This window comes from Amycolatopsis sp., assembly GCF_025464955.1.
Classification (GTDB): Bacteria; Actinomycetota; Actinomycetes; order Mycobacteriales; family Pseudonocardiaceae; genus Amycolatopsis.
The window spans coordinates 39,133-64,807 of the sequence record NZ_JAODNM010000093.1 but is presented as its reverse complement, the minus strand read 5'-3'; the positions used below and the strand labels follow the sequence as shown (position 1 = coordinate 64,807).

21 protein-coding genes are annotated in these 25,675 nt (G+C 66.4%); 6 read left to right on the top strand and 15 right to left on the bottom strand.

What is annotated here, in order from left to right; translation table 11 throughout:
• Window positions 1–13: 13 nt before the first annotated feature.
• Window positions 14–1,876, bottom strand: a complete 1,863-nt coding sequence (gene glmS, locus JWQ81_RS21320) for a glutamine--fructose-6-phosphate transaminase (isomerizing) (RefSeq protein ID WP_297544203.1) — start codon at window positions 1,874–1,876, stop codon at window positions 14–16.
• Window positions 1,877–2,105: 229 nt separating this feature from the next.
• Here glmS and JWQ81_RS21315 point away from each other — a divergent pair, with 229 nt between their 5' ends.
• On the top strand, window positions 2,106–2,921 hold the full coding sequence (locus JWQ81_RS21315) for an alpha/beta hydrolase (RefSeq protein ID WP_297544201.1): 816 nt from the start codon (window positions 2,106–2,108) through the stop codon (window positions 2,919–2,921).
• A 47-nt stretch (window positions 2,922–2,968) separates the two neighbouring features.
• Here JWQ81_RS21315 and JWQ81_RS21310 read toward each other — a convergent pair whose 3' ends face one another.
• The 6 genes from JWQ81_RS21310 to rplM form a co-directional block, all read right to left on the bottom strand.
• Window positions 2,969–3,352, bottom strand: a complete 384-nt coding sequence (locus JWQ81_RS21310) for a hypothetical protein (RefSeq protein WP_297544199.1) — start codon at window positions 3,350–3,352, stop codon at window positions 2,969–2,971.
• Between the two features lie 25 nt (window positions 3,353–3,377).
• On the bottom strand, window positions 3,378–6,122 hold the full coding sequence (locus tag JWQ81_RS21305) for a hypothetical protein (RefSeq protein ID WP_297544196.1): 2,745 nt from the start codon (window positions 6,120–6,122) through the stop codon (window positions 3,378–3,380).
• Between the two features lie 2 nt (window positions 6,123–6,124).
• A complete protein-coding gene (locus JWQ81_RS21300; RefSeq protein WP_297544194.1) occupies window positions 6,125–6,430 on the bottom strand; it encodes a type VII secretion target in 306 nt (101 codons plus the stop codon).
• A 148-nt stretch (window positions 6,431–6,578) separates the two neighbouring features.
• Window positions 6,579–7,913: a phosphoglucosamine mutase gene (glmM, locus tag JWQ81_RS21295; RefSeq protein WP_297544192.1), complete on the bottom strand. Its 1,335-nt coding sequence runs from the start codon at window positions 7,911–7,913 to the stop codon at window positions 6,579–6,581.
• A 246-nt stretch (window positions 7,914–8,159) separates the two neighbouring features.
• Window positions 8,160–8,672, bottom strand: a complete 513-nt coding sequence (rpsI, locus tag JWQ81_RS21290) for a 30S ribosomal protein S9 (protein WP_297544190.1) — start codon at window positions 8,670–8,672, stop codon at window positions 8,160–8,162.
• 14 nt (window positions 8,673–8,686) lie between these two features.
• On the bottom strand, window positions 8,687–9,139 hold the full coding sequence (gene rplM / locus JWQ81_RS21285) for a 50S ribosomal protein L13 (protein ID WP_297544188.1): 453 nt from the start codon (window positions 9,137–9,139) through the stop codon (window positions 8,687–8,689).
• Between the two features lie 220 nt (window positions 9,140–9,359).
• Here rplM and JWQ81_RS21280 point away from each other — a divergent pair, with 220 nt between their 5' ends.
• The 3 genes from JWQ81_RS21280 (at window position 9,360) to JWQ81_RS21270 (ending at window position 11,794) form a co-directional block, all read left to right on the top strand.
• Entirely contained in the window at window positions 9,360–10,238 is an 879-nt protein-coding gene (locus tag JWQ81_RS21280; RefSeq protein ID WP_297544186.1) for a hypothetical protein, read from the top strand.
• Window positions 10,239–10,305: 67 nt separating this feature from the next.
• Window positions 10,306–11,172, top strand: a complete 867-nt coding sequence (locus tag JWQ81_RS21275) for a hypothetical protein (protein WP_297544184.1) — start codon at window positions 10,306–10,308, stop codon at window positions 11,170–11,172.
• A 46-nt stretch (window positions 11,173–11,218) separates the two neighbouring features.
• Window positions 11,219–11,794, top strand: coding sequence for a DUF4333 domain-containing protein (locus JWQ81_RS21270; RefSeq protein WP_297544182.1), 576 nt, complete (start codon window positions 11,219–11,221; stop codon window positions 11,792–11,794).
• 60 nt (window positions 11,795–11,854) lie between these two features.
• Here JWQ81_RS21270 and JWQ81_RS21265 read toward each other — a convergent pair whose 3' ends face one another.
• The 5 genes from JWQ81_RS21265 to eccCa all read right to left on the bottom strand — a co-directional run bounded on the left by JWQ81_RS21265 (window position 11,855) and on the right by eccCa (window position 19,126).
• Window positions 11,855–12,148, bottom strand: a complete 294-nt coding sequence (locus tag JWQ81_RS21265; RefSeq protein ID WP_297544181.1) for a WXG100 family type VII secretion target — start codon at window positions 12,146–12,148, stop codon at window positions 11,855–11,857.
• Window positions 12,149–12,207: 59 nt separating this feature from the next.
• Entirely contained in the window at window positions 12,208–12,522 is a 315-nt protein-coding gene (locus JWQ81_RS21260; RefSeq protein ID WP_297544180.1) for a WXG100 family type VII secretion target, read from the bottom strand.
• A gap of 239 nt (window positions 12,523–12,761) precedes the next feature.
• Window positions 12,762–13,127 (bottom strand): hypothetical protein, encoded by a 366-nt coding sequence (locus JWQ81_RS21255; RefSeq protein ID WP_297544179.1) that lies wholly within the window; start codon window positions 13,125–13,127, stop codon window positions 12,762–12,764.
• 16 nt (window positions 13,128–13,143) lie between these two features.
• Window positions 13,144–15,078: a type VII secretion-associated protein gene (locus JWQ81_RS21250; RefSeq protein WP_297544178.1), complete on the bottom strand. Its 1,935-nt coding sequence runs from the start codon at window positions 15,076–15,078 to the stop codon at window positions 13,144–13,146.
• A 34-nt stretch (window positions 15,079–15,112) separates the two neighbouring features.
• Window positions 15,113–19,126 (bottom strand): type VII secretion protein EccCa, encoded by a 4,014-nt coding sequence (eccCa, locus tag JWQ81_RS21245; RefSeq protein ID WP_297544177.1) that lies wholly within the window; start codon window positions 19,124–19,126, stop codon window positions 15,113–15,115.
• Window positions 19,127–19,478: 352 nt separating this feature from the next.
• On the opposite strand from eccCa, the gene eccD reads away from it, so the two are divergent.
• Together eccD and mycP are read left to right on the top strand one after the other, a co-directional pair.
• Entirely contained in the window at window positions 19,479–20,843 is a 1,365-nt protein-coding gene (gene eccD, locus JWQ81_RS21240) for a type VII secretion integral membrane protein EccD (protein WP_297544331.1), read from the top strand.
• 28 nt (window positions 20,844–20,871) lie between these two features.
• Complete coding sequence (gene mycP, locus JWQ81_RS21235; RefSeq protein ID WP_297544176.1) at window positions 20,872–22,476, top strand: type VII secretion-associated serine protease mycosin; 1,605 nt, start codon at window positions 20,872–20,874, stop codon at window positions 22,474–22,476.
• A 51-nt stretch (window positions 22,477–22,527) separates the two neighbouring features.
• On the opposite strand, the gene JWQ81_RS21230 is transcribed toward mycP, so the two are convergent.
• The 3 genes from JWQ81_RS21230 to eccB form a co-directional block, all read right to left on the bottom strand.
• Entirely contained in the window at window positions 22,528–23,613 is a 1,086-nt protein-coding gene (locus JWQ81_RS21230; protein ID WP_297544175.1) for an endo-1,4-beta-glucanase, read from the bottom strand.
• A gap of 4 nt (window positions 23,614–23,617) precedes the next feature.
• Window positions 23,618–23,932 carry a hypothetical protein gene (locus tag JWQ81_RS21225; RefSeq protein ID WP_297544174.1) on the bottom strand — a complete coding sequence of 105 codons (315 nt, stop codon included), beginning with the start codon at window positions 23,930–23,932 and terminating at the stop codon, window positions 23,618–23,620.
• A 78-nt stretch (window positions 23,933–24,010) separates the two neighbouring features.
• A complete protein-coding gene (gene eccB, locus JWQ81_RS21220) occupies window positions 24,011–25,645 on the bottom strand; it encodes a type VII secretion protein EccB (RefSeq protein ID WP_297544173.1) in 1,635 nt (544 codons plus the stop codon).
• Between the last annotated feature and the right edge of the window lie 30 nt (window positions 25,646–25,675).

Sequence of the window (25,675 nt, the reverse complement as noted above, 5' to 3'; positions counted from 1 at the left end):
GCGACGACCTCCGTTACTCGACCGTGACCGACTTCGCCAGGTTACGCGGCTTGTCGACGTCGTACCCGCGGGCGCGCGCGATCTCAGCAGCAAGAACCTGAAGCGGCACAGTGGCGACGAGCGGCTGGAGCAACGTCGGGACCGCAGGGATCTCGACAAGCTCGTCGGCGAACGGGCGTACGACGTCGTCGCCCTCCTCTGCGATCACGATCGTGCGGGCACCTCGGGCCTGAACCTGCTGGATGCTGGACACCAGCTTCGAGTGCAGCACCGCGCGGGACTTCGGTGACGGCATGACCACGACCACCGGCAGACCGGCTTCGATCAGCGCGATCGGACCGTGCTTCAGTTCGCCCGCAGCGAATCCCTCCGCGTGCATGTACGCCAACTCCTTGAGCTTGAGCGCACCTTCGAGAGCGACCGGGAACCCGACATGCCTGCCGAGGAAGAGCACCGCCTTGGAGTCGGCGATCTTGCCGGCGAGTTCCTTGACCTGGTCGACAGTCGACAGCACCTTCTGGACGGCGGCGGGCATCGCTTCGAGTTCGGCGAACTCGCGCGCGACCTCGTCCGGGTACTTCGTGCCGCGGGCCTGGGCCAGCGCCAAGCCGACGAGGTAGTTGGCCGCGATCTGGGCCAGGAACGCCTTGGTGGACGCGACGCCGATCTCGGGTCCGGCGTGCGTGTAGAGCACGGCGTCGGATTCACGCGGGATCTGCGCGCCGTTGGTGTTGCAGACGGCCAGGACCCGGGCCTTCTGTTCACGAGCGTGCCGCACGGCTTCGAGCGTGTCCGCGGTCTCGCCCGACTGAGACACGGCAACGACGAGCGTCGCGCGGTCCAGGACCGGGTCGCGGTAGCGGAACTCGCTGGCCAGCTCGACTTCGACGGGCAACCGGGTCCAGTGCTCGATAGCGTACTTCGCGACCAGGCCCGAGTGGTAGGCCGAGCCGCACGCGACGACGAACACCTTGTCGACATCGCGCAGGTCCTGGTCGGAGATCCGCTGCTCGTCGAGGATGATCCGCTTGCCGTCGAAATGCCCGCGCAGGGTGTTGGCCAGCGCTTCCGGCTGCTCCTCGATCTCCTTGAGCATGAAGTACTCGTGGCCGCCCTTTTCGGCGGCCGAGAGGTCCCAATCGACCGTGAACGGCTTGGCCTGCGCGGGCTCGCCGAAGAAGTCGGTGACGTCGTAGCCGTCGCGGGTGATCACGACGACCTGGTCCTGCCCGAGTTCCACCGCCTCGCGAGTGTGCTCGATAAACGCCGACACGTCGGACGCGACGAACGTCTCGCCCTCCCCGACCCCGACGACCAACGGGGACGACCGGCGCGCGGCGATGATGCTGCCCGGCTGGTCGGCCATGGTCACGACCAGGGTGAACGCGCCGTCGAGGCGACGACAGACAGCGCGCACGCTGGCGGCGAAGTCACCGGCGGTGTCGCCGGAGTCGTACGCCCTGGCGATCAGGTGCGCGGCCGTCTCACTGTCGGTGTCGCTGCTGAGCTCGACGCCGTCTGCTTCCAGCTCGGCCCGGAGCGCGGCGAAGTTCTCGATGATCCCGTTGTGCACGATCGCGACACGTCCGGAGGCATCGCGATGGGGGTGGGAGTTGCGGTCGACCGGAGCGCCGTGGGTGGCCCAGCGGGTGTGCCCCATGCCTGCGGTCCCGACGAAATTCTCGCGACCGGTCGCGTCGAGCTCGGCTTCCAGGTTCGCCAGCCGGCCCGCTTTGCGCTCGACGTTCAGCGCACCGGCGCCGTCCAATACGGCGACTCCGGACGAGTCGTAGCCGCGGTATTCCATCCTGCGGAGTCCGCCCAACACGACGTCCAGCGCTGGCCGGTGGCCGACATATCCCACGATTCCACACACACCGATCAGGGTAACGAGGCCCGCGCGACCGACTCGCTCCGCACTCGCCTCACCCCTCCCCAAGTGCGTTTAGCGGGCTAACTGCACTCGCCCGGCTCCTACCGACCCCACCCCGCGCCCACACTCCCCCCATTTACGTAGGCATGCTAAGGAGCGCGTTTAGCCCGCTAACTGCACTCGGCGGGGCGGCGACGGGCTGCGCGGGCGCGCTGGCAGTAAGGTCACGGCCATGGCCAGCAAGCCCAAGGAGTTGCTCACGGAGCTCTCCCACCCCGGGCCGCACGACGTGCTCCGCGGCGACCTCGCCCTCGTCGGACTCCCGGGCGTCGTGTTCACGCCGCGCGCCGGCCTCGGCTTGCCGGCGATCGCCTTCGGCCACGGTTGGCTCCAGCCGCCCGGGCTCTACCGCGACCTCCTCCGCCACCTCGCGAGCTGGGGCATCGTCGCCGCGGCGCCCGCCACCCAGCGCGGCCCGCTTCCGTCGCATCGCCTCTTCGCCGCCGACTTGCTGAGCACACTCGACGTAGTCACCGGCGTCCGGCTTGGCCCTAACGGCATCAGCGTCGACCCCGACCGCCTCGGCCTCGCCGGGCATTCGATCGGCGGCGGCGCCGCCGTCCTCGCCGCAGCGTCCACCGACGGCCCGGACGTGCGCGCGGTCGCGACGTTCGCCGCCGCTCAGACCCTCCCGCCGGCCAGCGACGCCGCTCGCGAGATCAGCGTGCCCGGGCTCCACCTCGCCGCAGAGGACGACCTCGTCGCCCCCGCGGTCGGCCACGCCGAAGCCATCGCGAAGGCTTGGGCAGGTCCGGTGCAGCTCCGGACAGTCCGCAAGTCCTCCCACCTCGCGGTGACGGAGAGCAGGCACTGGAGCCAACTGCTTCTCCAGGGCAAACCGCATCGCGGCACGCAACGGCTGGTCCAAGCGTTGTTCACCGCGTTCTTCCTGACGCACCTGACCGGCACGCAGAAGTACCGCCCGCTGCTGGAGGCGGACTTCAAGAAAGCGGCCATCGACCTGGATGAGCAGAAAACCCTGGTCTGACACATCAACGAGAGTGAGGGGCCCGCGAGCCCCTCACTCTCGTTGGCTCAGCCCAACCAGTTGTGGTCGGAGTAGTCGTCGTCATCTTCGACGGGCCTTCGAGCATGACGCCCACGCGTGGTCGCTTCGGCCTGCGGCACGGCCAGTTGTTCCGGCGCGTCCTCTTCGGCCTCAGCGCCACCCAGGTTGTACGTGGTGTCCTTCTGGTCGGTGCGTGCCCACTGATTCTTGGCAGCCTCAGCACGCTCCTCGGCACGCCTCGCAAGGTCCTTCGAGAACGCCTCGTTCTCTTCCTTCAGCCGCTGCGACTCCGCGGCGATCCGCTGGGAAGTTGCCCGTACGTGTTCAGTGATCTCAGCCGACCTCGCCCTACCCTCGGCCTGAGTCTGGGCCAGTTGGTCCGCCAGTACCGGATCGAGACCGCCGGTCATGGTTCACTTCCCCTCAGCTGAACGGCTATCTGTCATAGCTGATCGAACGGTCACCTTCGTCATCGAGCGACCCACTGATCCGCCCCTTGGCGCCACTCGATTCGAAGATGCCACCGTCGACGCGGTAAGCACTCGAACTGCGCTGCTGGTCGCCACCACCACCGCCGCCCGCGCCACCCATACCGCCCATCATCCCGCTCATGCCTCCGGGAGGCGCGCCCGCGGGCGCTGGCTGACCGGCGTTCGGGTCCATCCCGCCGGGGGCAGTGCCGAGCTCGGACTCCGGATGCGCCGACGACGGCAGGGCGGCTTCACTGCCAACCTCAGCACCGGGTTCCAGGTTGAAAGCCGCCGAGAGCGCGCTGTGCGCCGCAGACTCTCCGGGTGCGGCAACCACGGCCGCGATCCCGTCTGCTCCGGCAGGGGTGGTCGAGTCGGACGAGCCCGTGCCCGCTACGTCGCCGCCTGCGGATTCATGACCGCCCGAGGTGTCAAGATCGCCGCTGAGGTCAAGCCCGCCCGGCGTGGCGAAGCTGCGCGCTGAGGGTTGAGTGGAGACACCGGCGTCTCCGGTGCCGGAACCCTGTGCCGCCGACGAACCGGGATCCGACGTATCGGCGTGGGCGCCTGACACTCCGGTGCGGCCAGTGTCGGTCTGGTGTCCGCTGTCGGAGGTGCCCTGCGGACCGGAATCGGCGTGATGCGCCCCAGACGTGCTAGTGGTGACACCCAAACCGCCGGTAGCTGACCCGGCAAGCGGGTCGGCCTTGCCCTCGGCCGAACCCTTGGCGTCGTCCAGGGTGTACTTGGTCGGGTCGCCCTTGCCGTCGTCGACGGTGACCACGGTCGGACCATCAGCGCCGCTGGGCCGTTCAGCCGTGATCTTCAAGTCACCATCTTGGATGTGAATCTTGCCGTCGGCGCCTGGCTTGTACGCCCCGTCCGAGCTGGGTGAGCCATCCTTACCTCCCGGCAAACTGCCACCGGCGGTGCCGGCCGCAGCAGAGGCCGGCCCGGAACCGTCAGCTTTCGCATCTGCCGGATCCTCGGTTTTCCCATCGGCAGTCTTTTCGTCACCGAAGTCCAGCTTGTAGTCCTTGTGATGCCCTGAGCCATCGTCAACGGCGACGTCCATTTTGCCGCTCTTGTCGGGCTCAGACATCGCTATCGTGTTATCGCCCTTCTGCACCTTGACGGTTTCCTGCTCACCTACGCCGGGTTTCAGCGCGGCGCCGGTCTTCGGGTCGATCGGATAGGGCTGGCCGGTTGCCGGATCGGTCTCGAGCGGTTGCCCGGTGACCGGGTTCATTCCGTCCGCAACCTTGGGCGGGGCAGCCGTCGGCGGATTCACTTCGGGAGGCGGCGGCGGGGCAGCAGCCGGCGCGCTGATGCCGCCGCCTGTGACCGAGCCGCCGGAGGAGCCGCTCGTACCCGACGGCCCCCCGCTCGACGACGAAGGCGTCGTCGGCCCGGAGTCCGTACCAGTAGCCGCGGCGAACGGATCCGGATCGAGCGCAGTGGACAGGTTCTGAATCAGCGCGCTGTAGTTTTTGTCGATCGCTTGCACATAGGTAGCGGCTTGCTGATGAACAGCGTTGGCCTTGGTGCTGTATTCCGTCACGAACTGCTGAAGGTGCTGATCCGTGGTCGTCTGCAACTTCGTCGCGGCGTCAAGAAAATCCTGCTTCGAACCCACATCAGCCGACGGGAAAGTTATACCTTGCTTGTTCATGAACTCTACAGCAGGAAGCAAACCGACCCAGAGCAAGCCGCCATCGGATGAGTTGATCATATCGATAAGCTGCGGGAGATTTTCCTTTGCTTGCAGAGTATCTTGAACATCCTGCGGGCTCATGCCGGCTATTTTGCCGTCACCGTAAGAACTTGTCACACTCTCAGCGAATTGAACTACGTTCTTCATCACCACATTGTCGATAGCCCCGCTGATATTACCCGGAGCAGTGGTCAACGCCTGCGAAAGCGCACCCGCACCCTTGACCAGACTGTTATTAACCGCCTCCGCCGCTGTTTTGGCATCCCCGGTCCAATCGCTGGTATTCGCCCACGCCGTGTGCAACGCGTCCACGGAGTCTCCGACAACCTTGCCCGCGGTCTGCAGCGTCTGCGCATCGGCATGAAAAGCAGAGAAGTCAATACCGCGAAACTCGTCCATACCCGCGCGCAGGCTGGTCGGGTCCACACCGGTTTGGGTGTAGGTAGCCGGAGTCGGCCCGGGAGCAGCCCCCGGAGGAGGTGCTGCCGGAACACTGACGGGTGCCGGCCCGCCCGGCGCCCCAGGAGCCGGCATCACACCACTGGGCGGACCACCGGCTTGCTGATACAGCGGATAGAACTCGTCAAAAAGCTTGAGCCCTTTGACGCCTTCATCGATAATCTGGTCGGAGTTCGAGAAACCGCCTTGGTTCAGGGTATTTTGCACACCCTGAAGATCAGCCTGGTTCTGCTTGACCTGCCCGGCACGCTGCTCTTGCTTGGCATTGCCGAGCGCGGCCTTGGCGTGATCAGTATTCGATTTTACATCGCCGCCAGATTTTACGTCGGCAGCTCCGGCACCAACCTGAGGCGCATACCTGTCAATCTCTGCATCACTAACCCGGCCGGCATCGGCCAGGACATAGAGAAAATTGTTCCTGTCCTGCGCGGAGACATTCGGGTCGTCGAGCATGGAACGCATCTGGTCAAGCTGCTGCGGCGTAAATGAACTATTGATCGATTCCTTGCGGATACTCGCGAAAATTGAGTCAGCCATGATCACGAATCCTGTTTCGAAATAGTACTCGCATTGACTTCTTCGCCTTTTTCGTAACCGGCGGCGGCGGCGGTGAGTTTTCCGCCCAGGTCGGATGCATGCTGACCAAAGGTGGTCATCGTGTCGCGGTATTTCTTGATGGCAGCGCTGTAACTCGAGACAGTTCCCGACCAGGCCTTGCCGATCTGACCGGCGGACACGCCCGTCTCAACCTTGGCCGCAGCAGTCCCGAGGTCGGCGCCGTCCTTGCTGTACGCCGAGCCGGCCGCGTTGATCTTCCCCGTATCGACAGTGTGGCCGCTGGCCATCGGGTCCCCCTCGTCCTGCGGTCGCGTGCTTGTCGATGCTCCGACGCACACGGCCGACGTTTGGTGCCGTCGCTAACGCACACATAACGTACCCAGGCAGTCGGCGCAACGCAGCAGATTCCGAGGTTTGCGTACCCAAACGGTGGGGTCAGCGGACGGCCGAAACGACCCCTGCCAGGCGGTCGGCGGCGGCCTGTGCGGTGTCGTGCGCGGTGGCCTCGACCATCACCCGCACGAGCTGTTCGGTACCGGACGGCCGCAGCAGCACGCGTCCCTCCTCGCCGAGCTCGGCCTCGACCGCGCCGACTGCGTCACGCACGGCGGACGAATGGGCAACCGCGGCTTTGTCCGCGACCCTGACGTTGACCAGCACCTGCGGAAGCCGCTGCATAACGCTCGCGAGGTCAGCGAGCGAACGGCCGGTCTCAGCCATCCGGCTCATCAGCCGCAGCGCGGTGAGCAAGCCGTCGCCCGTGGTGGCGTAGGCCGGCAACACAACGTGCCCGGACTGTTCCCCGCCCAACGCATAACCGCCGGCCCGCAGCTCCTCGAGGACGTACCTGTCACCGACAGCGGTGGTCAAGACGTTGACGCCGTGGGCGCGCATCGCCAGGTGCAGACCGAGGTTGCTCATCACGGTCGCGACCAGGGTGTCGTCGGTCAGCTCGCCGGCGTCCGCCATGGCGAGGGCGAGGACGGCCATGATCTGGTCGCCGTCCACTATCTCACCCGCCGCATCGACAGCGACACACCTGTCAGCGTCGCCGTCGTGGGCGATCCCAAGGTCCGCCTTGTGTTCGAGAACGGCAGCGCGCAGCAGCTCAGGGTGATTGGAACCACACTCGTCGTTGATGTTGATGCCGTTCGGCTCCGCATGGATCGCAATGACCTCGGCGCCCGCCTTGCGGTACACCGCCGGAGCGGCGACAGACGAAGCGCCGTTCGCGCAGTCGACTACCACCCGTACGCCGGCCAGGGAGTGCGGAGTCGCGGAGCGGAGATGCTCGACGTAGCGGTCGACAGCGTCTTCGATGTCTGAGACGCGGCCCACGCCGGCGCCCGTCGGCCGAGTGGCCTGGCCGGACATGCCGGCTTCGATCTCGTCCTCGATGCCATCCGGGAGCTTGTGCCCACCGGCGGCGAACAGCTTGATGCCGTTGTCGGGCATCGGATTGTGGGAAGCGGAAATCATCACGCCGAGGTCGGCGTTCAGCGCGCTGACCAGGTACGCGACGGCAGGCGTCGGCAGCACGCCGAGCCGAAGCACGTCCGCGCCGGCGGAAGTAAGTCCCGCGACGACCGCGGCCTCGAGCATCTCGCCGCTGGCCCGCGGGTCGCGCCCGACGACTGCGACAGGGCGGTGGGACCGGTCATGGGCAGCGAGCACCCTGGCCGCGCTGGCCGCCAGCGACAAAGCGAGCTCCGGCGTCAGTTCGCCATTGGCGAGGCCACGCACTCCGTCCGTACCGAACAGGCGAGCCATCAGTCGACCTCCTTGTACAACCAACCACGACAACCTAGCGACCATGACTAACAGCCCGCCCGCGCCCCTCCGCCGGGCTCCGCCGAGTGCGTTTAGCCCGCTAAATGCACTCGGCGCGGGGCAGGAGGGGCGTATGGGAAGAAAAGTAGGGTCCCGACTCCAGCGGGGGAAGGAACCAGAAAAACACGGAAGCGCCCACCCGATGGACGGATGAGCGCTTCCGAGGGTTGCTCCAGGGCGCGAGAATCAGCGCTTGCTGTACTGCGGAGCCTTACGGGCCTTCTTCAAGCCGTACTTCTTCCGCTCGACGGCGCGAGCGTCACGCTTGAGGAATCCGGCCTTCTTCAGGACGGGGCGGTCGTCAGCGTCGACCTCGACCAGCGCGCGGGCGATCGCGAGGCGCAGTGCACCGGCCTGGCCGGAGATGCCGCCACCGTGGAGCCGGGCGAAGATGTCGAACGAGTCGGGCTTCTCGACCGTGACCAGCGGCTCACGGATGAGCTGCTGGTGGACCTTGTTCGGGAAGTAGACGTCCAGCGGCTTGCCGTTGAGCTTGAACTCACCGGTGCCGGGGACGACGCGGACGCGAACGACGGCTTCCTTACGGCGGCCGACGGTCTGAGCGGTGCCACCCGCCGCGCGCGACGGCTTGGCAACAGCCGGCGTCTCGCTGGTGGCGACCGCCTCGGTCACCTCGGCCGCGGGTGCGGCCTCGACGACCTCGGAGACCTCTGCGGTCTCGGTCTCGGTGCTGGTCACAGACTGTTCCTCACTCACTGGACGACCTGCGCGATCTTGGTGATCTCGAAGGCCTGCGGCTGCTGCGCAACGTGCGGGTGCTCGGGGCCGGCGTAGACCTTGAGCTTCTTACCCTGCGCGCGACCGAGCTTGTTCTTCGGCAGCATGCCCTTGACGACCTTCTCGAGCAGGCGCTCGGGCTTGGTGTCGAGCATCTCACCGAAGGAGCGCTTGCGGAGGCCACCGGGGTAGCCACTGTGCCGGTACGCGAACTTCTGCTCGCGCTTGTTACCGGTGAGCGCGACCTTCTCGGCGTTGACGATGATGACGAAGTCACCGGTGTCCACGTGGGGAGCAAAGGTCGGCTTGTGCTTGCCGCGCAGCAGCGTGGCGACCTCAGTCGCGAGCCGGCCGAGCACGACATCCTCGGCATCGATCACGTGCCAGGCACGAGTTACGTCGCCGGGCTTGGGGCTGTACGTGGGCAAGGGTCTACCTCGTCGTCAACATTGCGTGTGGGTTCTGTACGGGCCTAGCGCTTTCGCGCCGCAGCGCACATCGACGTATGAAGATACCCGCAAGCCCCGGTGTGGGGTGAAGCGGGGGTCCATCCGTCGTCTCATACTAGGCTGCCCCCTAGTTGACCACACATCCACCCCCGGGGGCCACGAGATGGCGAGGCACAGCCGCGCCCGAACCATACGGCTTATGGCGATGGCGGGTTGCGTGAGCATGGTGCTCGCCGGCTGCGGCCAGGCGAAGGCGGGCACCGCGCTACCGCAAGGTGAGGACGCCGCCGCGTACGTCAGCGCGAAGTTCGACAGCACGCTGAACCAGCTGAGCAGCAAGATGCAAAGCGGGGACGCCGTGAAAACGACCCTCCTGACGCGATTCTTCATCGCCGGCAAGGGCATCGACGGCACCCTGTCGACAGCGCAGTCCGGAACTGGACAGGCCAGCATCACTCACAACGACTCGAACAAGAACCTGAACGACCGGCTGGACTTCCTGCATCCCGCGGGCAGCCCCGCCGACTACGTACTCCTCGGCCCGCTGTACAACAGCCTGGAGCCGACTCCGTGGGTGTCGATGCCTCACCTCGCCGGCGATTACGGCCCGTGCATCACCGGCGACACGTACCACATGGCGTGCAAAATGCTCGGCGCCGTGGCGAGAGCGACCAAGAAGGGCCAAGCCGTCAAGTCCGCCAAACATCTGGCTGACGGAACGGTCGTACTGCAGGCGGACGTCTCGCTGCAAGATTTCCAGGACGCCCAGGTCGTCGTCATTCCCCAGGCGGTTCTCGACAAGACGGCCGACCAAGTCCACCAGCAGCTGATCCACGCGACGATCACGATCACCCCGCAGGGGACGCTTCAGCAGATCGAAATGGTCGCGAAGTTCCCGTCGACGGACAAGGCCGGCAAGGACTCTCCGTTTGACATCGACTACCACTTCCAGATCGTCGGGCCGGCCACACCAGCGGACATCCCCCAGGCTCCGGACGCGAGCCAGGTGACAGTCCTGCCTGACCAAGCGGCAGTCGACGAGTTCAACGCCCGAAAAGACAAGATCCAGGGACAATGAGCTGCGGAAGCAAGGGCCCGGCGAATACGGTGTCAGGACTATGAGACGAACTACGGCTCTCGTGAGCGTGTCGGCGCTCCTGCTGGCGCTCCTCACCGCCTGCGGCCACGCGAAGGCAGGCACGGCGCTACCCAAGGGCGACGACGCTGCCGCGTACGTGACCGCGAAGTTCGACGGCGCAATGAAGGCCCTCACCGCCAAGCTCGGTAACGAACGGAACATATCGGCTTCAGTCGACAGCTACTTCCGGATCGACGACAAGTGGGACCACACGCAGCTCACGGCGTCACGACTGGGTGAACCCGAAGCTCGTATTGTTCAACAGCATTCCTTGAGGGATCCAGACGAGACGCGAGACGACTTCTCACCAGCCAGCGGATCGGTCGATTACATACATTTGGGAAAACACTACAGCAGCCTGGCTCCGACGCCGTGGGTTTCAATGCCGAAGAAGCCAGGAGGAAACGGCCCGATTTGCGCATGGCTCGGAACAATTGAAGTATGCAATATGGTGGATGCCGTACTGGCTTCCGTTGAAGCAAACAAGGCTGCAGTCATCAGCGCGGGTAGCCTGCCTAGCGGCGAAACGGAGTTGGTGGTCAATGTGACACTCGATGCGATCCTGAAAGAACACGTCGAGATACTTCCAGACGCGCTGAGGAGCAAGATAACCGAGGCCATAAGACACCAGATCATAATTACCAAGGTGACCATCGAGGCCGATAGCACTGTGAAGCAGATCAGCATGAACGGCACTCTTGACAAAGACAGCCATCACATAGAAATGAGCCAAGAGTTCCACTTCACCGGCGAGGCGAAAGCTCAAGACTTCCCATCAGCGCCTGATGCGTCCCAAGTCACAGTACTGCCCGACCAGGCGGCCGTAGCGGACTTCAATCGCCGCACGGACGAACTCCAGAACCACGTATCATGACTGCTTCTAGCGACGATTTGCACAGCAGCACGCGAGGTGACCTTCGATGACTCAGCCGCCCAACCAGCCGCAGCAGTGGTGGCGGCCCACGGGAGCACCGCAGAATCCGCAGCCACCACAGCCATACGGGAGCAGTCACCCGAATCCTTGGCCACCGCCTAGCCAACCGCAAGCTCAGCACTGGCAGCCCTCGCGGGGACAACGTAACCCTGCAGCGGGAGATAGAGAGCAAAGCCCGGCGGGCTTCGGCTATCAGCCGACCAACTACGGCGGGCTGGGCGCTTTCGGTGAAAGCGAACCTTCGCGGAAGCGGTCCAAGAAGCCACTGATCTTCGGCGGAATCGGTGTGCTATTCGTGGCAGCCACAGGAGGTGTCGCGTGGCTACTTGGCGCATTTTCGGGTGACACCTTGGATCAGCAGTCCACCCAAGACGGTGTCACAAAAGTCTTGACAGACAGCTACGGCGAGCACGACGTCAAGAACACTCAATGCCCGTCAGGTGAAGAAATCACCACTGGAAACACCTTCGACTGCACGGTTGAGATTGCCAGCCAACAGAAGAAGATCACCATTCGAGTTCTCAACGGAAAGCCGGAATTCGTTGTCGGTGCTCCGCACTGACAAACAAAGAACGGTGGGCCGGGCACATTGCCCAGCCCACCGTGATTCGAGCAAACTCGCTCAGCCGTTGAAACCACTTTTGATCTTGCCCTCAGTGCCCTGGTAGCTTTCGGCGATCTGCGGGAGCACAGACGCGATCTGAGCCAGGACCTGGTTCATCTCGTCGTGCTTCTGGTTCCACTCGGTCTGCATCTGGTGCCACGAGGTCTGCGCGTCACCCTGCCAGCTGTCGGTCAGGGGCTTCAACTTGTTCGTGAGGTCATCGAACAGAGACTGCAGCTGGCCGCCGGCCTTCTTGCAGTCGTCCGCAGCGTTGTTGATGGTGCCATAATCGATCTTCATGCTGTCAGACATGTAAACACTCCCTCTGGTAATTGACGTTCGCTGGTATTGCCAAAAAGATCAAGGCTGAATCAGCCGAGGATGCCGCCGCCGAGCTTTCCGACCTGAGCGTTGACGTCGTCTTCTTGCGTCGAGTACTGAACACCGGAGGACTGCAGGAGGTCCGCGATGTCCTGCAGGGACTTGTTGAGACCGTTCGCCTTCTCGTCGAAACGCTCCATCACGTTCTGGAACGCCTTCGCTGCCTTGCCCTGCCACATCGCCTGCGTCGCTTCGATGCTGCCACGCAGCGAGCTCAACTGAGAGTCCATCTGCTGCTTGATATCCGACACCTGACCGTGCGCTGTCGCGAACTGTGTCGGGTCACCTTGAAAGCCGCCTGCCATTGGGAGTATCCCCCTTCAGTTAGTGGTTGCCCGTACGGACTGCTTGCTTGTACAGGCCTACGACGAAGACCATGCCATGGTTGGTTCCGGCTTGTCGCCATTTGCCGACAAGTAGTTGCTAGCGGGAACGCGGTCTCCGGGAACCAACGCCGAGGCTGCAAAGCGCATGCTCGTCGCCCTGTCAAAAAAATGGCCCCCACCAGGCTTTTCGCCGATGAAAACGCAAAAGCAAACGACGATCACTCGCCGTGGATCATGATTCGCGCTTGCGAAAAGTCTTCGTCGTCGTCACCCGATCGAGGTGATTCGACGGGCTGGACTGGACGTGGAGGAACCAAGTCAGCCGCGTCCGGTAGGTCCTGCACAGGCAACCCGGCCGCAACACGAAACCTTTTCGCGGCACTGCGCAGCGCACCGGGAGTCGGCTCGTTCGACGGGCCTAGCTTGCGGAAGCCGAGTCGCTTGATCAATTCGGCGTTGTCCGCGCGATGGCGTTGATTGCGTGCCAGCGCCGTCCCCTTGACCCGGCCGGCATACGTCATCGCGTGCTGGGTCGTTCTGGCGAACTCGGTACCAGCGTCATTCGTTTCCGACGGAGAGGCCATGTCGTCGACCCGCCTTTCAGTTGCCGATCGCGAGCGTGCGGACTACCTGCTCGCAGGCACTTGCCACCCGATCGTGTTGCGGCGACGCGGTGGCGTACTGGCATCCGACGTGCACCCGGACCTTGCCCTGCGCCACGACGTACCAATCCACCGTGGCGGCTTCCTTGGTCTCCAGGTAGCTGATGACCTGCCTGCCCGCGTACGTCGTATCGCTGTTGAACTGGCTGTAGATAGTGCTCTTCTTGGCGACGCCCTGGAGGAAGTCGACGAGCTGCTGACGGTCGGCCGTGGCGTCGAAGTCCATGTCGATCTCCTGGGCGACGACGAGGTCGTTCCCGGTCTGGGCATCCGCGGGCCGGACGACTACCTGCTTCGCCGCCGCGTTGTCGCCGGTCTGGGACCAGTCGGACGGCGTGCTGAAGTGATAGTCGTACTGCGAGAAGGTGCGCCCCGCCGTTGGGGCGCCATCGCCGTTGACTGCGATGAGCACACCGCCGACAGCGACACCGACCAGAAGCACAGCGGCTCCGATGAGCCACGGCGCCTTGCTCTTGCGTTTCGGCCGCTCCGCCGCCACCGGCCCCTTCGGCGCCTCCATCTCCCCACCTCGCCACTGGGGTCCCGGTCGGGGGGCTACCTGGGGCCCGGTACCTCGGTGAGGTGCGTTTAGCGGGCTAAACGTCGCGCCCGGGGCCCGTGGCTGCCGTGCAGGCGCGAAGCCGGAGACGGGCCGGACGATCTCGGTCCGCTGGCCGACCGAGGCCGACGCGGGTGCGTTTAGCCCGCTAAACGCACCACGGGCCCCAGCAGCGGAGCGATCCAGCTCGGCTTGGACAGCGCGGAGCGCGCCACGGGCGACTACGGTTTCCGGCTGGTCGAGGGTGGTTGGGACGACTCCGGTCCGCTCGTAGACGAGCCGGGAGATCATCGGGATGCGACTGGACCCGCCGACCAGGAAGATCGCGCTGAGTTGCTTGGGCCGGAGCCCCGCGTCCTCGATGGCGCCGCGGGCGAGCTCGACGATCCGCCCGAGCGGCGCGACGATCAGCCGTTCCAGGTCCTCACGTGTGACGTGCGCATCGGCGAACGGCGGCGGCATCGGCACATCGGTATACGCGTGCCGGGACAGCGTCTCCTTCGCGCCTCGGACGTCCTGGCGAAGCGCCCGCCGACGCCGTCGGTCGACCAACGCCCTGCCTTCGACGAGCTGCTGCCAGGCGTCGGGGTCCGCGGACGCGACCAGGGAGCCGACGTGCTCCAGCAACGCCTGGTCGACGTCGGCGCCCCCGAAACTCGGGTCCCCGCGCGTCGCCAGCACCTCGAAACCACGCGATGGACGGCCGGTGTGGTCGACACCGGCACTCCGCCGAACCACGCTGACATCGACCGTCCCGCCTCCGAGATCGAGCACGGCCAGCGTCTCGCCCGGACGTCCGTTGACCTCGACGGCGCGGTCCGCGGGCAGATCGGACGCCGAAAAGGTGGCCGCGTGGAACACCGCCGCCGCCACCGGTTCCGGCACCAGCGCGACCTCACGCGCCAGCCCGCCCGCTGCCTGCCGCAGCAGACGCGCCCGAACGGCACCCCACTCGGCAGGGTGGGTCAGCACCAGCAGATCGATTTCCGCGCCACCGGCAAGCGCGCGCGCTTCCGTGACCGCGCGCTGCAGCACCGCGTGCACGACCTCGGTGACACGCAGGACGGTGTCCCCGAGCAGGAGCTCGCCCTCGTCGATCCGCCGTTTCGGATTCGGTTCGTACCGCGACGGATCGACCGCCGCCTGACGCTCCGCCTCCTGGCCGACGAACAGGGTGCCGTCGGCCGCCGCGTACACGGCCGACGACATCAGCGGCTGCCCGTCGATCACGACGACCTGCGGTTCGCGGCCGTTGACGGACGCGACGACGCACGTGCTCGATGTCCCGAAGTCCACCGCTACCCGCAGCGTCACCGACCGCCCCCGGCTCGTGGTGTGCCGTTGCCCCTCAGAGCGGCTGAATCCATGACACCTGCATGAGCTGCTTGCCGTTCTTCCGGCTGACCATGTTGCCCCGGCCCGGCGGCATCTGCGACGGCTTGACGTTGCCGATCAGGTAACCCTCGTCCTTGGAACCGTTCATCACCAGGCCCGGCGCCGCGATCTCCTTGAGCTTGCCGATGATCGGGTCGTACGAGGACTTGGACGCACCACCGGTACGTCGCGCGACGATCACGTGCAGACCGACGTCCTTGGCCTGCGCGAGGAAGTCGGACAGCGCCTTGAGCGGGTTGTTGCTCCCGGTTACCACCAGGTCGTAGTCGTCGACGATGACGAACAGCTCCGGACCGGTCCACCAGGATCGGTTCCGCAGCTGGTCCTGCGTGACGTCCGGCCCGGGCAGCCGACGGTTCATCGACCCGGCGACGTCCTTGATCATGTCGTCCAGTTGGTTCGCCGAGACGGCGTAGCCCAGCAGCTGGTCACCCTCGATGAAGCCCAGCATCGTGCGGCGGTAGTCGACCAGGATGATGACGGCTTCCTTGGCGGTGTACCGCTCGGTGATGCCCTTGCAGATCTGGCGCAGCAGGTTCGTCTTGCCCGACTCGCCGTCCGCGAACGCGTAGAAGTGCGGGTCCGCCTCGAAGTCGAGGTACAACGGCGCGAGGTCTTCCTCGTTGACGCCGATCGGCACCAGCTTCGTGTTCTGCTTGTTGTCGATGGCGAGCACTTCTTCGTAGCTGATCATCTCGGGCAGCAGGCGCACCTGAGGCGCCGGACGCCCGCGCCAGGCCGCCTTGATCTTGGCCACGGCGTCGGCCACCCCGGCACCGACATCTTCGGGCTCGCTCGATCCGTCGATCCTCGGCAGGCCCGTGAGCAGGTGGAGCTTGTCACGGGTCAGTCCCCGGCCTGGCCTGCCTTCCGGCACGTTGATCGCGACACGCCGGTCGATGTCGGACTCGCTCGGGTCACCGAGCCGGAGTTCGAACCGGGTACCGAGCATGTCCTTGATCGCCGGGCGGATGTCGGCCCAGCGGTTGGCACTGATGAAGACGTGCAGCCCGTAGGTCAGCCCCTGGGTGGCGATTCTGGTGATCGCCGGCTCGAGCTCCTCGAAGTCGTCGCGGAGGGCCTTCCAGCCGTCGACGATCAGGAAGGCGTCACCGAACGGGTCTTCGTCCGGGCTGATCTCGCCACGGCGCTTGCGGTTGCGGAACTCGGCCATCGAGTCGATGCCCAGCGTGCCGAACCGGCCTTCACGCTCGTTCATCAAGGTGGTGAGCTCGGCGACGATCCGGCGGGCCTTGTCCGGTTCCCGGCGGGCGACCGCCACACCGCCGACGTGGGGCAGGCCGGCGAGGCCGGTGAGCGTGCCACCACCGAGGTCGACGCAGTAGAACTGCGCTTCTTCCGGGGTGTGGGTCAGCGCCATGGACATGATCAGCGTCCGGAGCATGGTCGACTTGCCCGACTGCGGACCGCCGACGAGCACGCCATGCCCGGCGGCACCGGAGAAGTCCGCCCACAGCGGGTCGCGACGCTGCTCGTACGGCCGGTCGACGATGCCGAGCGGAACCTGCAGCCGGCCGTTGCCGAAGAAACCGACCGGGGAAAGTCCTCGGTCTTCCGTCGGGTTGAGGTTCGGCAGCAGCGTGTCGAGCGAGTTCGGTTCCTTCAGGGGCGGCAGCCACACCTCGTGCGCGGGCGGACCCTGGCCGACCAGACGGCCGACGATGACATCGAGGTCGCTCGGCTCGACCGCTTCCTCGGGCTGCTTCTCCTCGACTTGGGGAGCCTCGTCGATCACGGGCTCCGGCTCGCGGGGAAGCTCGATGAAGTCGGGCACGAACATCTGCGGCCGCTTGTCGGCGCGCACCACCGCGGCGCCTGGCGCCACGGCCTTGATCCCCGACGGCCGGTACGGGCCGGAAACGTAGGACGCCTTGAACCGCACCATCGTCGAGGTGTCGTACTTGAGATAACCGCCACCGGGGACCGACGGGAGTTCGAACGCGTCCGGAACACCGATGGCCGCGCGGGATTCCGCCGCGGAGAACGTCTTCAGACCGATCCTGTAGGACAGATGCGAGTCCAGCCCGCGCAGCTTGCCCTCCTCCAGCCGCTGCGACGCCAGCAACATGTGCATCTGCAGCGACCGGCCCAGCCGCCCGATGGCGACGAACAGATCGATGAAGTCGGGCTTCGCGCTCAGCAGTTCGGAGAACTCGTCGACCACGATGAACAGGGCGGGCAGCGGGTCGAGGTCGGCGCCGTTTTCCCGCGCTTTCTCGTACTCCCAGACGTTCTTGAAGTTACCGCCGTTCTTCAGCGCCTCCTGGCGCCGGTTCATCTCACCGGCGAGCGCGTCCTTCATACGGTCGACCAGGGTGACTTCGTCGGCGAGGTTGGTGATCGTCGCCGAAACGTGCGGAGCGACGTCGAGACCGAGGAAGGTCGCACCACCCTTGAAGTCGACGAGGACGAAGTTGAGCGTCGTCGACGAATGGGTAGCGAGCATGCCCAGCACCAGCGTGCGAAGGAACTCCGACTTACCGGAACCGGTGGCGCCGATGCACAGGCCGTGCGGCCCCATGCCCTCCATCGCGGCTTCCTTGATGTCCAGCTCGACCGGTTGCCCGTACTCGCCGACACCGAACGGCACGCGATAGCGGTCGCGGACGGGCCGCGGGCGCCAGGCCTGCTGGACGTCGAAGGTCATCGGGTCGCCGGGGATGCCCAGCAGCTCCAGCAGCGAAGGGTTGGAGAGCAACGGCTCGTCCTCGCTGGCCTCCTGCGCGGCCGAACCGACGCGGTACGGCGAAAGCCTGCGGGCCAGCGATTCGGCCTCGACCACGCTGAGCGTGTCCGGACGGCCGAACCATTCGACTCCGCTCGCGCTGCGCGCGCCGAGCCTGTCCTCTTCGACGACTAGGCGCAGCCCGCGGCGGGCGGAGAGGTTCCCGGTGGAGTCGGACAGGTCGATCAGCGTGACGCCGACCAGGCCCTCTTCCAGGATGATCTGCTCTTCCCGGGTGACCTCGGCGTCGTCGATGATGATGACGACGTGTGGTTGGTCGGGGGCCGGGGTCGCGTTGCGAGAGAACCGGGGACGGTCCCGAAGCTCGTCGTCGAGCCACTGCTCGATCTGCGCCAGCGAACCGGCCATCAACCGCAGCTGGCCGATGCCGTCGGACATCGTCGGGTGCTGCGCGTGCGGCAGCCACTTGGCCCATTCCCACTCGGCCTTCGCGCGGCCGGCCGTGGCCACCGCGACGAGGACGTCGTCGGCGCTGTGGAACGTGACCATCTGCGCGAGCAGCGCCCTGGTCAGGCCTCGGGTGAGCTCGCGGTCCCCCTGCATGCTGACCGCCGCGAACCCGCGGAGGGTGATCTGGGTCGGGAGGTCGGGCACGATCGAGTGCGCGCGGACGAACCGGCGCAGCGCCAGCGTGGCGATCGGCTCGAGCTCGTCGACCGGTCCGGTCTGCGGCGGCACCAGCCTGGTCGCGAGCCGGTGCGAGCTGCGGCCGACACGCAGGTGCAGGAAGTCCTGGTCGTTCTGGCGGCGCTCCCACATGCGGCGGCTCGAGGCGAGCGACCACAGGGTCTGCGGATCAGGATGTACCCATTCGAGTGAAGCTCGCTGATCGACCATGGCCTCTCGGGCCCGGTCGCGCATCTGACCGAGGTACCGCAGGTAGTCCTTGCGGTCCTCGTTCATCTCGGCTTTCTTGGCACCCCCGCCCTTGCCGCCGCCGGCCATCATGCCGCCCATCGACATCAGCATCATCATGGGGAACATCAGCGTGGTCGGGCTCTTCGCGGACGGACCGCCGGAGGTGAACATCACCACGACCATGCCCAGCGTGGCGACGACCATCACGACGGGCATCAACTTGCCCACGATGCTGCCTGGGATCGTCCGCGGTACCTCAGGCGGCGGCTCGAGGTGAACCTCGCCGCCCGGCGGGCGGGGCGCAGCAAGGCGCGGCGACCGCTTGAATTGCAGCGTGCTCACCGAAAGACCCCTCATTCGACTCGGCGATGACGGCCAGCGTGACGCGAGACCGGTCCACACGGTAGCGAACCACGGCCCCGCTCGGTGCACGACCGCCCGACCAGGTTTGATCGAGCGGATGCGCCCCACCGCGGCGTCCAGTGGGCTAATACTAGGACCGCGCACCGACAGAGGCGGGCCGATTCGGCGAAATTCGACACCCATTACGCTGGTTTCCCACGAGCTGTCGGCCCTTACCGGTAGTTTCTGGGCGGGCAACGATGCGTGCCCGGGTCTTCGGTATAAGTACCCGAGGCATTCTCTCCAGGCAGGGGGCTAGCAGGTGGCAACGGGCACGACGGTATTCAGCAGGGTGACGGTGGTGGCACCACGCACCCGGATCGACGTGGCACTACCGGCCGACGTGGCAGTGGCCGACCTGCTGCCGATGCTGCTAGAGATGGCGAAGGAGGCGACGCCCGACGGCGGCGCCCGCCATGGTGGCTGGGCGCTGGCCAAACTGGGCGACGCGCCACTGGACCCCAGTCGCACGCTCGCTTCGCTCGGCATCGTCGACGGCGAGCTGCTGCAGTTGCGGCGTCGCAACGAGAATCCTCCTCCGCCGCTGTACGACGACGTCGTCGACGCGATCGCGGAATCCATGCCGGACAGCTTCCGTCCGTGGACCAAGGAGACGGCGCGTCGCTTCGGCCACATCGCCGGCGGGATCGCGCTGGTTCTGGCCTCGGTCGCGCTGTTCTTCGGCGGCTCGCTCTTCGGCGGCAACGCGATCGCGGTGGCGGTCACCGCGGGCGTGGCGGCCATCGCCTGCGTCGCGGTCGGCGCCACCCTCGCCAAGGCCTACCAGGCGGAAGCGACCGGTGTGCTGATCTCGGCGGCCGGTGGGCTGTCGTTGGCCTTCGTCAGCGGCTTCTACATCGTGCCGGGCCTGTCCCTGCGGGCGAACCTGCTGCTTGGCAGCGCGCTGGTGGTCATCGTCGCCTCGGTGTGCATCATGATCATCGGTGCCGGCATCACCACGTTCATCGCCGCGGCCACGGCCGGCACCTTCGGCGTCGTCGCGTTCCTTTTCGGCACCTTCGTCGCCCACCCGGCACCGGGCATCGCCGCCGGTACCGCGGCGCTGGCACTCGCCTGCATTTCGATCCTGCCCCGGGCGACCATCTGGCTCGCCAAGCTGCCGATGCCGCACGTGCCCGGAACTGCCGAAGAGCTCAAAGAGGAAACCGGCTTCCCCGACTACCGGGCCATCGAACGCCGCACCAGCATCGCCCACAACTACATGACCGGCCTGCTGATCGGTTGCGGCACCACGACCGCGGTCTCGGCGATCATCGCGGCGACGTCACCGAGCGTCTTCGGCATCATCCTCGGGGTGGTGGCCACGCTCGTGCTGCTGCTGCGCGCCAGGGCCTACGCCAACGGCAGCCAGTCCATCGCCCTGCTGACCACCGGCATGCTGGCCGGCGGCGGGATCCTCGTCGACTGGATGTCGACCCAGAGCCCGCTCGGCCGCACGCTGTGGGTGTTCGGGGTGCTGATCCTGGTCGCCGCGGGCGCGCTCGTGGTCGGGGTCGTCTTCCCGGACCAGCGCTTCTCGCCGCCGCTGCGGCGGACCGTCGAGATCATCGAGGCCACCTGCATCGCCACGGTCCTCCCGCTCGCACTGGGCGTCATGGACCTGTACACCACTTTGCGCCACATCAGCTTCAAGTGAATCGGTTCGAAGATCGGATGAGTCTCTGATGACATCTGCGCGGAGGTCCCGGGGGGGGCGCACCAGGTCGTACGGCATTCCGAAACGGATCGCCGTCGTACTGCTGGCGTCCGGCATCGGAGCGTTGACGCCAGGAGTCATCTCGGTGCCGGCGTGGGCCCAGCAGGACAGTACGACGCCAACGCCGGGCAACTACTACGCGACGCCGCCACCGGTCAACTCTGTCGACCTGATCGCCGACACCGGCGCACCGGACAAGGCCTACAAACAGACGAAGGCCTGCGTCCAGCAGGCCCTCGGCCCGCACGTCGACATCAAGGCCAAACCCTGGGGCCAGGAGTACCTGCAGATCGAGACCGCCCAGGCGCTGGTGCGTGCCGCGACGCCCGACCACACTGCGGGCGGCGGGATCAAGGTCGCGGTGATCGACACCGGGGTGACGCCACATCCGTACTTCGGCGGCCGGATCCAATCCGGTGGCGAATACGTCGCTCCCCCGCCGGCAGGTGTCGCACCCGGGCTGCAGGACTGCGACGGCCACGGCACCGAAGTCGCCGGGATCATCGCCGCGAAACCACCGGCGAGCGCCGGGATCGGCTTCACCGGCGTCGCGCCCGACGCGACGATCGTGTCGATTCGCCAGTCCAGCGAGAACTTCGGCCCGCCGGACGCGCGGGCTACGTCCGGTGGAGGCTCCCCGCAGGGCGGCAGCGGTCCATCCGCGGCCGGCGGGACCCAGCCGGGGCAAACCGGGCAGGGACGTGAACTTGCTGCGAATGGCTCGGCCGGGGACCTCACGACGCTGGCCATGGCGATCCGGCACGCCGCCGACTTGGGCGGCATCAAGGTGATCAATATGTCGGTCGACAACTGCCGTACGGCAGACGGCACGATCACCGGCGGCGAATCCGCGTTGCACGCCTCGATCGACTACGCCTTCAAGAGGGACATCGTCATGGTCGCCGCGGCCGGCAACACGTCCCAAACCTGCCCGCAGAACGACCAGATGGACCCGAACAAGCCGAAGGTGATTGTGACGCCGCCGTGGTTCGCGGACGAGGTGCTGTCGGTGGGCGCGATCGACAAGACGGGCAGCGTCGCGAATTTCAGTGTGAACGGGCCTTGGACCAGTGTGGCCGCGCCCGGCACCGAGATCACTTCGCTCGATCCTGCCGTGGGGTCCACCGGGCTGGCGAACCTCACCATCGAGGGCAACCAGCAGCCCAGTGCGATCCAGGGCACCAGCTTCGCGTCGCCGTACGTCGCCGGCGTCGTGGCACTCGTCCGGGCCAAGTACCCGGCGCTGAAGGCCCCGCAGGTCATGCAGCGGATCATGGACACCGCGCAGCACCCGGCGGCACCCGGCGGCCGGGACACGTTCATCGGACACGGCGTGGTCAATCCGATCGCGGCGCTGACGGCAAGCCTGCCGTCGGAGGAGGGCATCCCGGTGGCGTCGAACATCCGGGTACCCGCCGACCTGCCGCCGCCGGACAACCGCAACTGGACCCCGATGATCGTCGCCCTGGCCGGTGCCGGTGGCGGGCTCATCGCGCTGCTGATCACCCTGTTCGTCGTCCACACCATCCGCCGGAATCGGCCTGGGTCACCCGGTGTGCGGAAGCCCGTTTAGTGCGGCGGAGGTGCGTTTAGCGGGCTAAACGCACTCGGTGGGTCGAGACCGTCACCGCTTGTGGGCGTCCGGATGTGGGGCGTCCTCACCGATCACCGGGGCCACCACTTTGTCCGGCTCGCCGAACAGTTCACTCGGTTGAGTGACGGGCCGCGACTGGGGCTTGCGATCGCGGGCGGCCCCGCGTCCGCCCCCGCCCAGTGGGATGCCCATCGGCATCATCATGCCGCCTCCGCCAGCCGACGCTGCGGCACTCGGATCGGGCACGGGAGGTGGCTCCAACGGGGCGCTGACGTCCGGAAGCACTCCGCTCGACGTCTGACGCCCCTGATCAGGCGAACCCTTCCCCGCGTGTCCCTGATCGTCCCCGGAAGCAGACGACGGCGACGTCGAGCCGCTGTCTTCCGATGCCTGAGGGCTGATGGAACTCCCCCGATCGTTGTGGAGGACGAACTGCGCACGCGGGTACGGATGGGAGATCTCGATGCTCGGCGAAACGGCGTCCGGCGCGTCCACACCGTTACAGAACCGGCCGAAGGCTTCCAGGACGTCACGAGCGGCGTCAAAGAGTGCCTTGCCTGAGTCTCCTGCGTCGATCAGCTGCGCTCGTGCTCGCCGCTCACCTCCCACCGGCAGCATCGCCGATTCAGAGGTGAGCTCAGCCGCGTCGACGAGGACGACGGAGAGGTCGGTGACGATCTGCTGAAGGGCATCCGCGGTGTCGCAGAGTGCATCCGCCATCGCGTTCATCGCGTCCTCGGCGTCACCGCCTGCGACGGCGATCTCGCCGATGTAGGCAGCGAAGGCTTCGGCGTCGGTACCGGCCCACTCGGCGTCGACCCGACCGAGGCCTTCACCGAGGCCGGCGGAGACACTGCCCGCGACGTCAGCGGCCGCACGCCAGCGTGCTGCCTCCGAGTGCAGGTCGCCCCACCGCCCCGCGATCGGGGTGAAGTACGTGGCGACGACGTCGACCACCCCGAGTTCCCCCGCCAGCTCGCTGAGGTAGCCGAAGTGCCCGCTGAGCCCGGCGAGTGCATTTAGCCCGCTAAAGGCGCTCGCCGGGCCAGGTGCGGAGCGCGAGAGCGGGTGCGCGATGGACTCCGTCGCGGGGCCGTCCAGGTTGTCGTCGGACATGCGGTCAGAGCTCCCCAGCCTTGGTGATCAAGTCGGCGTGCTCGCTGTCGCGGTCGGCATGGTGACCGGTGACCTCGCGCAGGGCGCCCGACGCCGACAGCAGCGCGGCGCTCCCCTCGGCAAGGTGCTTCCGGAGCACCTCCGCCGCCCGGGCGTACGCCTCACCGACACCGGTCTGCCCACCGAGGTCACCGACCATCTCATGAGACATCTCACAGTGACTTACCGATTCGGCAGCCGCGTCCAGCCGAGCGGCGGACGCCTCGGCCTTGGCGGCGTACCTGACGACGACCTCCGTGTCGATCCTGAAACCGGTCACTAAAGCCTCCCGCTCCTACGGCTGTAATTCCGCCGTAGGACGGCCAAAGCTCGTGAGCGGTTCCCGGTCTTCCCGCGGTCAGTTGCCCGGAGGTGGTGCAGCCGCACTCGCCGTCGGATACGTGCCTGCTCTCGGATCGATCGGCACCGAGTCGAACGTCTGCAAGACGGCTTGGATGTTCAGCGAAGCGCCCGTGGGCAGCAGGCTGATGATCGACTCCGGGGCCGGCGACATGCTGTCGAGTCCGAGCCCCGTTGCCGTTTTGAGGTCCGGCACGCCGTAGCGCAGACCGCGATCGGAAATCAGCTCGATCGGGCCCTTGCCGAACGAGTCCTTGCCAGTCGCCGACTGGATGACCGCGCCGTAACCGGCCTGCATGTAGAACTTGTCGATCCGCGTACCGTCCGGGCTTGCCTGACCAACCTGGATCGACTGCGCGTCGACCTTGTCCGGCATGGTGTTGCCGACGTACACCGCGGTGTGCGGGCTCGGGCTGGCCGGGTCGCCGACCAGGCTCCAACCGAGACAAGCAACCTTGCTCTGGTCGACCGGATTTCGCACTACGGGCACTGTCTGCGGGTAGTCGCTGACCGGCAGGAAGTTCGGGTTGCCTTGAACGACCCTGGGCACATTGATCTTGTCCAGGCTCAACGGCGGGACCGCGGTCTGGCCGTTGGCACTCGAACTACGGATGATGTCGGACACCGCGCGCGAGATGCTCTGAATCCCGCCCTGCAGGACCACCCAGTACTGCAGGGTTTCGGTCCCCGTCGGCGCCGTGGAGAAGACATCACCGATGTTCAGCCCGTTCATCTGAAATCCGGGCGGAGTTGCGTCCCCAACGATCTGGGGGGCCGTCAGCTTCCCCACCTCCGGGATGGCGTTCAGCAGCGCCATCGAGATCTGCCGGCCCTTCACCGTGCTCAGGCCGAGTGCGGAAATCACCGCGGGACTGGATTGGTCGACCTCGGCTCGTACGGCGTTGGCGTTGGGCTGGCCGGCACTGCTCGCCGGCCAGTAGATCAAGTACGTCTTGCCGTTGTCGGCCGTGGCCAGCAACGCCTGGTTCTGCCCGAGCTCGTTGCCCATCGACTGCACTCCGGCAAGCACGGTGGTCTCGACCTTGTGCGGGCTGGTCGGGTCCGGCAGATCCAAGTTCAGCTGGAGGTTGTCGCAAACCCCCCAGTTGTTGGAGATCCGCTGGCTCGCCGTTGGAAGCAGCTGCGGCCCGTCGGGGATCCCGGTGAGCTTCCTTCGCGGGATGTTCCTCAGCTGGTCGTCGGAGACGACCACCGGGTTCGCGACCGTCTGCGCCGCTGCGGGTGCGGCTGGCGGCGCGGCGCCGGCCTGGCCGGCCGCCTGCGCTTGCGCGCCCTGTTGCTGGGCCATCAGCAGCAGACGCGCCGAAGCGAGGTTGAACGTGGGGATGAGCGTCACAGGGTTGCCCACGACCACGTAGACCGTTCCCGATTGCTCCCCGATGACGATGTTGCCGGCGGCGGGAACCGTGGGTGCCGGGCTGATCAAGCCGAAGATGACGAAGCCGAGCAAGCCCAGCACGCCCAGGATGACGCCCACCATCGTCGCGCGGGTATGCGTGCGCATGGGGTCGTTCAGCATCACGGCGTCCCTGCGGACCAGCGCGGACTGCATACGTCGCAGCACGAACCGGTACGCCTGAACTTGAGACTTTGTTGTCGGTGTTGACGGCATTCTCGACCTACAGCTCTCCCAGTCGCGGTA

Coding starts and splice junctions, on each gene's coding strand:
- JWQ81_RS21315 (WP_297544201.1), top strand. CDS start 2,106: ATGGCCAGCAAGCCCAAGGAGTTGCTCACGGAGCTCTCCCACCCCGGG.
- JWQ81_RS21310 (WP_297544199.1), bottom strand. CDS start 3,352: ATGACCGGCGGTCTCGATCCGGTACTGGCGGACCAACTGGCCCAGACT.
- JWQ81_RS21305 (WP_297544196.1), bottom strand. CDS start 6,122: ATGGCTGACTCAATTTTCGCGAGTATCCGCAAGGAATCGATCAATAGT.
- JWQ81_RS21300 (WP_297544194.1), bottom strand. CDS start 6,430: ATGGCCAGCGGCCACACTGTCGATACGGGGAAGATCAACGCGGCCGGC.
- glmM (WP_297544192.1), bottom strand. CDS start 7,913: ATGGCTCGCCTGTTCGGTACGGACGGAGTGCGTGGCCTCGCCAATGGC.
- JWQ81_RS21280 (WP_297544186.1), top strand. CDS start 9,360: ATGGCGATGGCGGGTTGCGTGAGCATGGTGCTCGCCGGCTGCGGCCAG.
- JWQ81_RS21270 (WP_297544182.1), top strand. CDS start 11,219: ATGACTCAGCCGCCCAACCAGCCGCAGCAGTGGTGGCGGCCCACGGGA.
- JWQ81_RS21265 (WP_297544181.1), bottom strand. CDS start 12,148: ATGTCTGACAGCATGAAGATCGATTATGGCACCATCAACAACGCTGCG.
- JWQ81_RS21260 (WP_297544180.1), bottom strand. CDS start 12,522: ATGGCAGGCGGCTTTCAAGGTGACCCGACACAGTTCGCGACAGCGCAC.
- JWQ81_RS21255 (WP_297544179.1), bottom strand. CDS start 13,127: ATGGCCTCTCCGTCGGAAACGAATGACGCTGGTACCGAGTTCGCCAGA.
- mycP (WP_297544176.1), top strand. CDS start 20,872: ATGACATCTGCGCGGAGGTCCCGGGGGGGGCGCACCAGGTCGTACGGC.
- JWQ81_RS21230 (WP_297544175.1), bottom strand. CDS start 23,613: ATGTCCGACGACAACCTGGACGGCCCCGCGACGGAGTCCATCGCGCAC.
- eccB (WP_297544173.1), bottom strand. CDS start 25,645: ATGCCGTCAACACCGACAACAAAGTCTCAAGTTCAGGCGTACCGGTTC.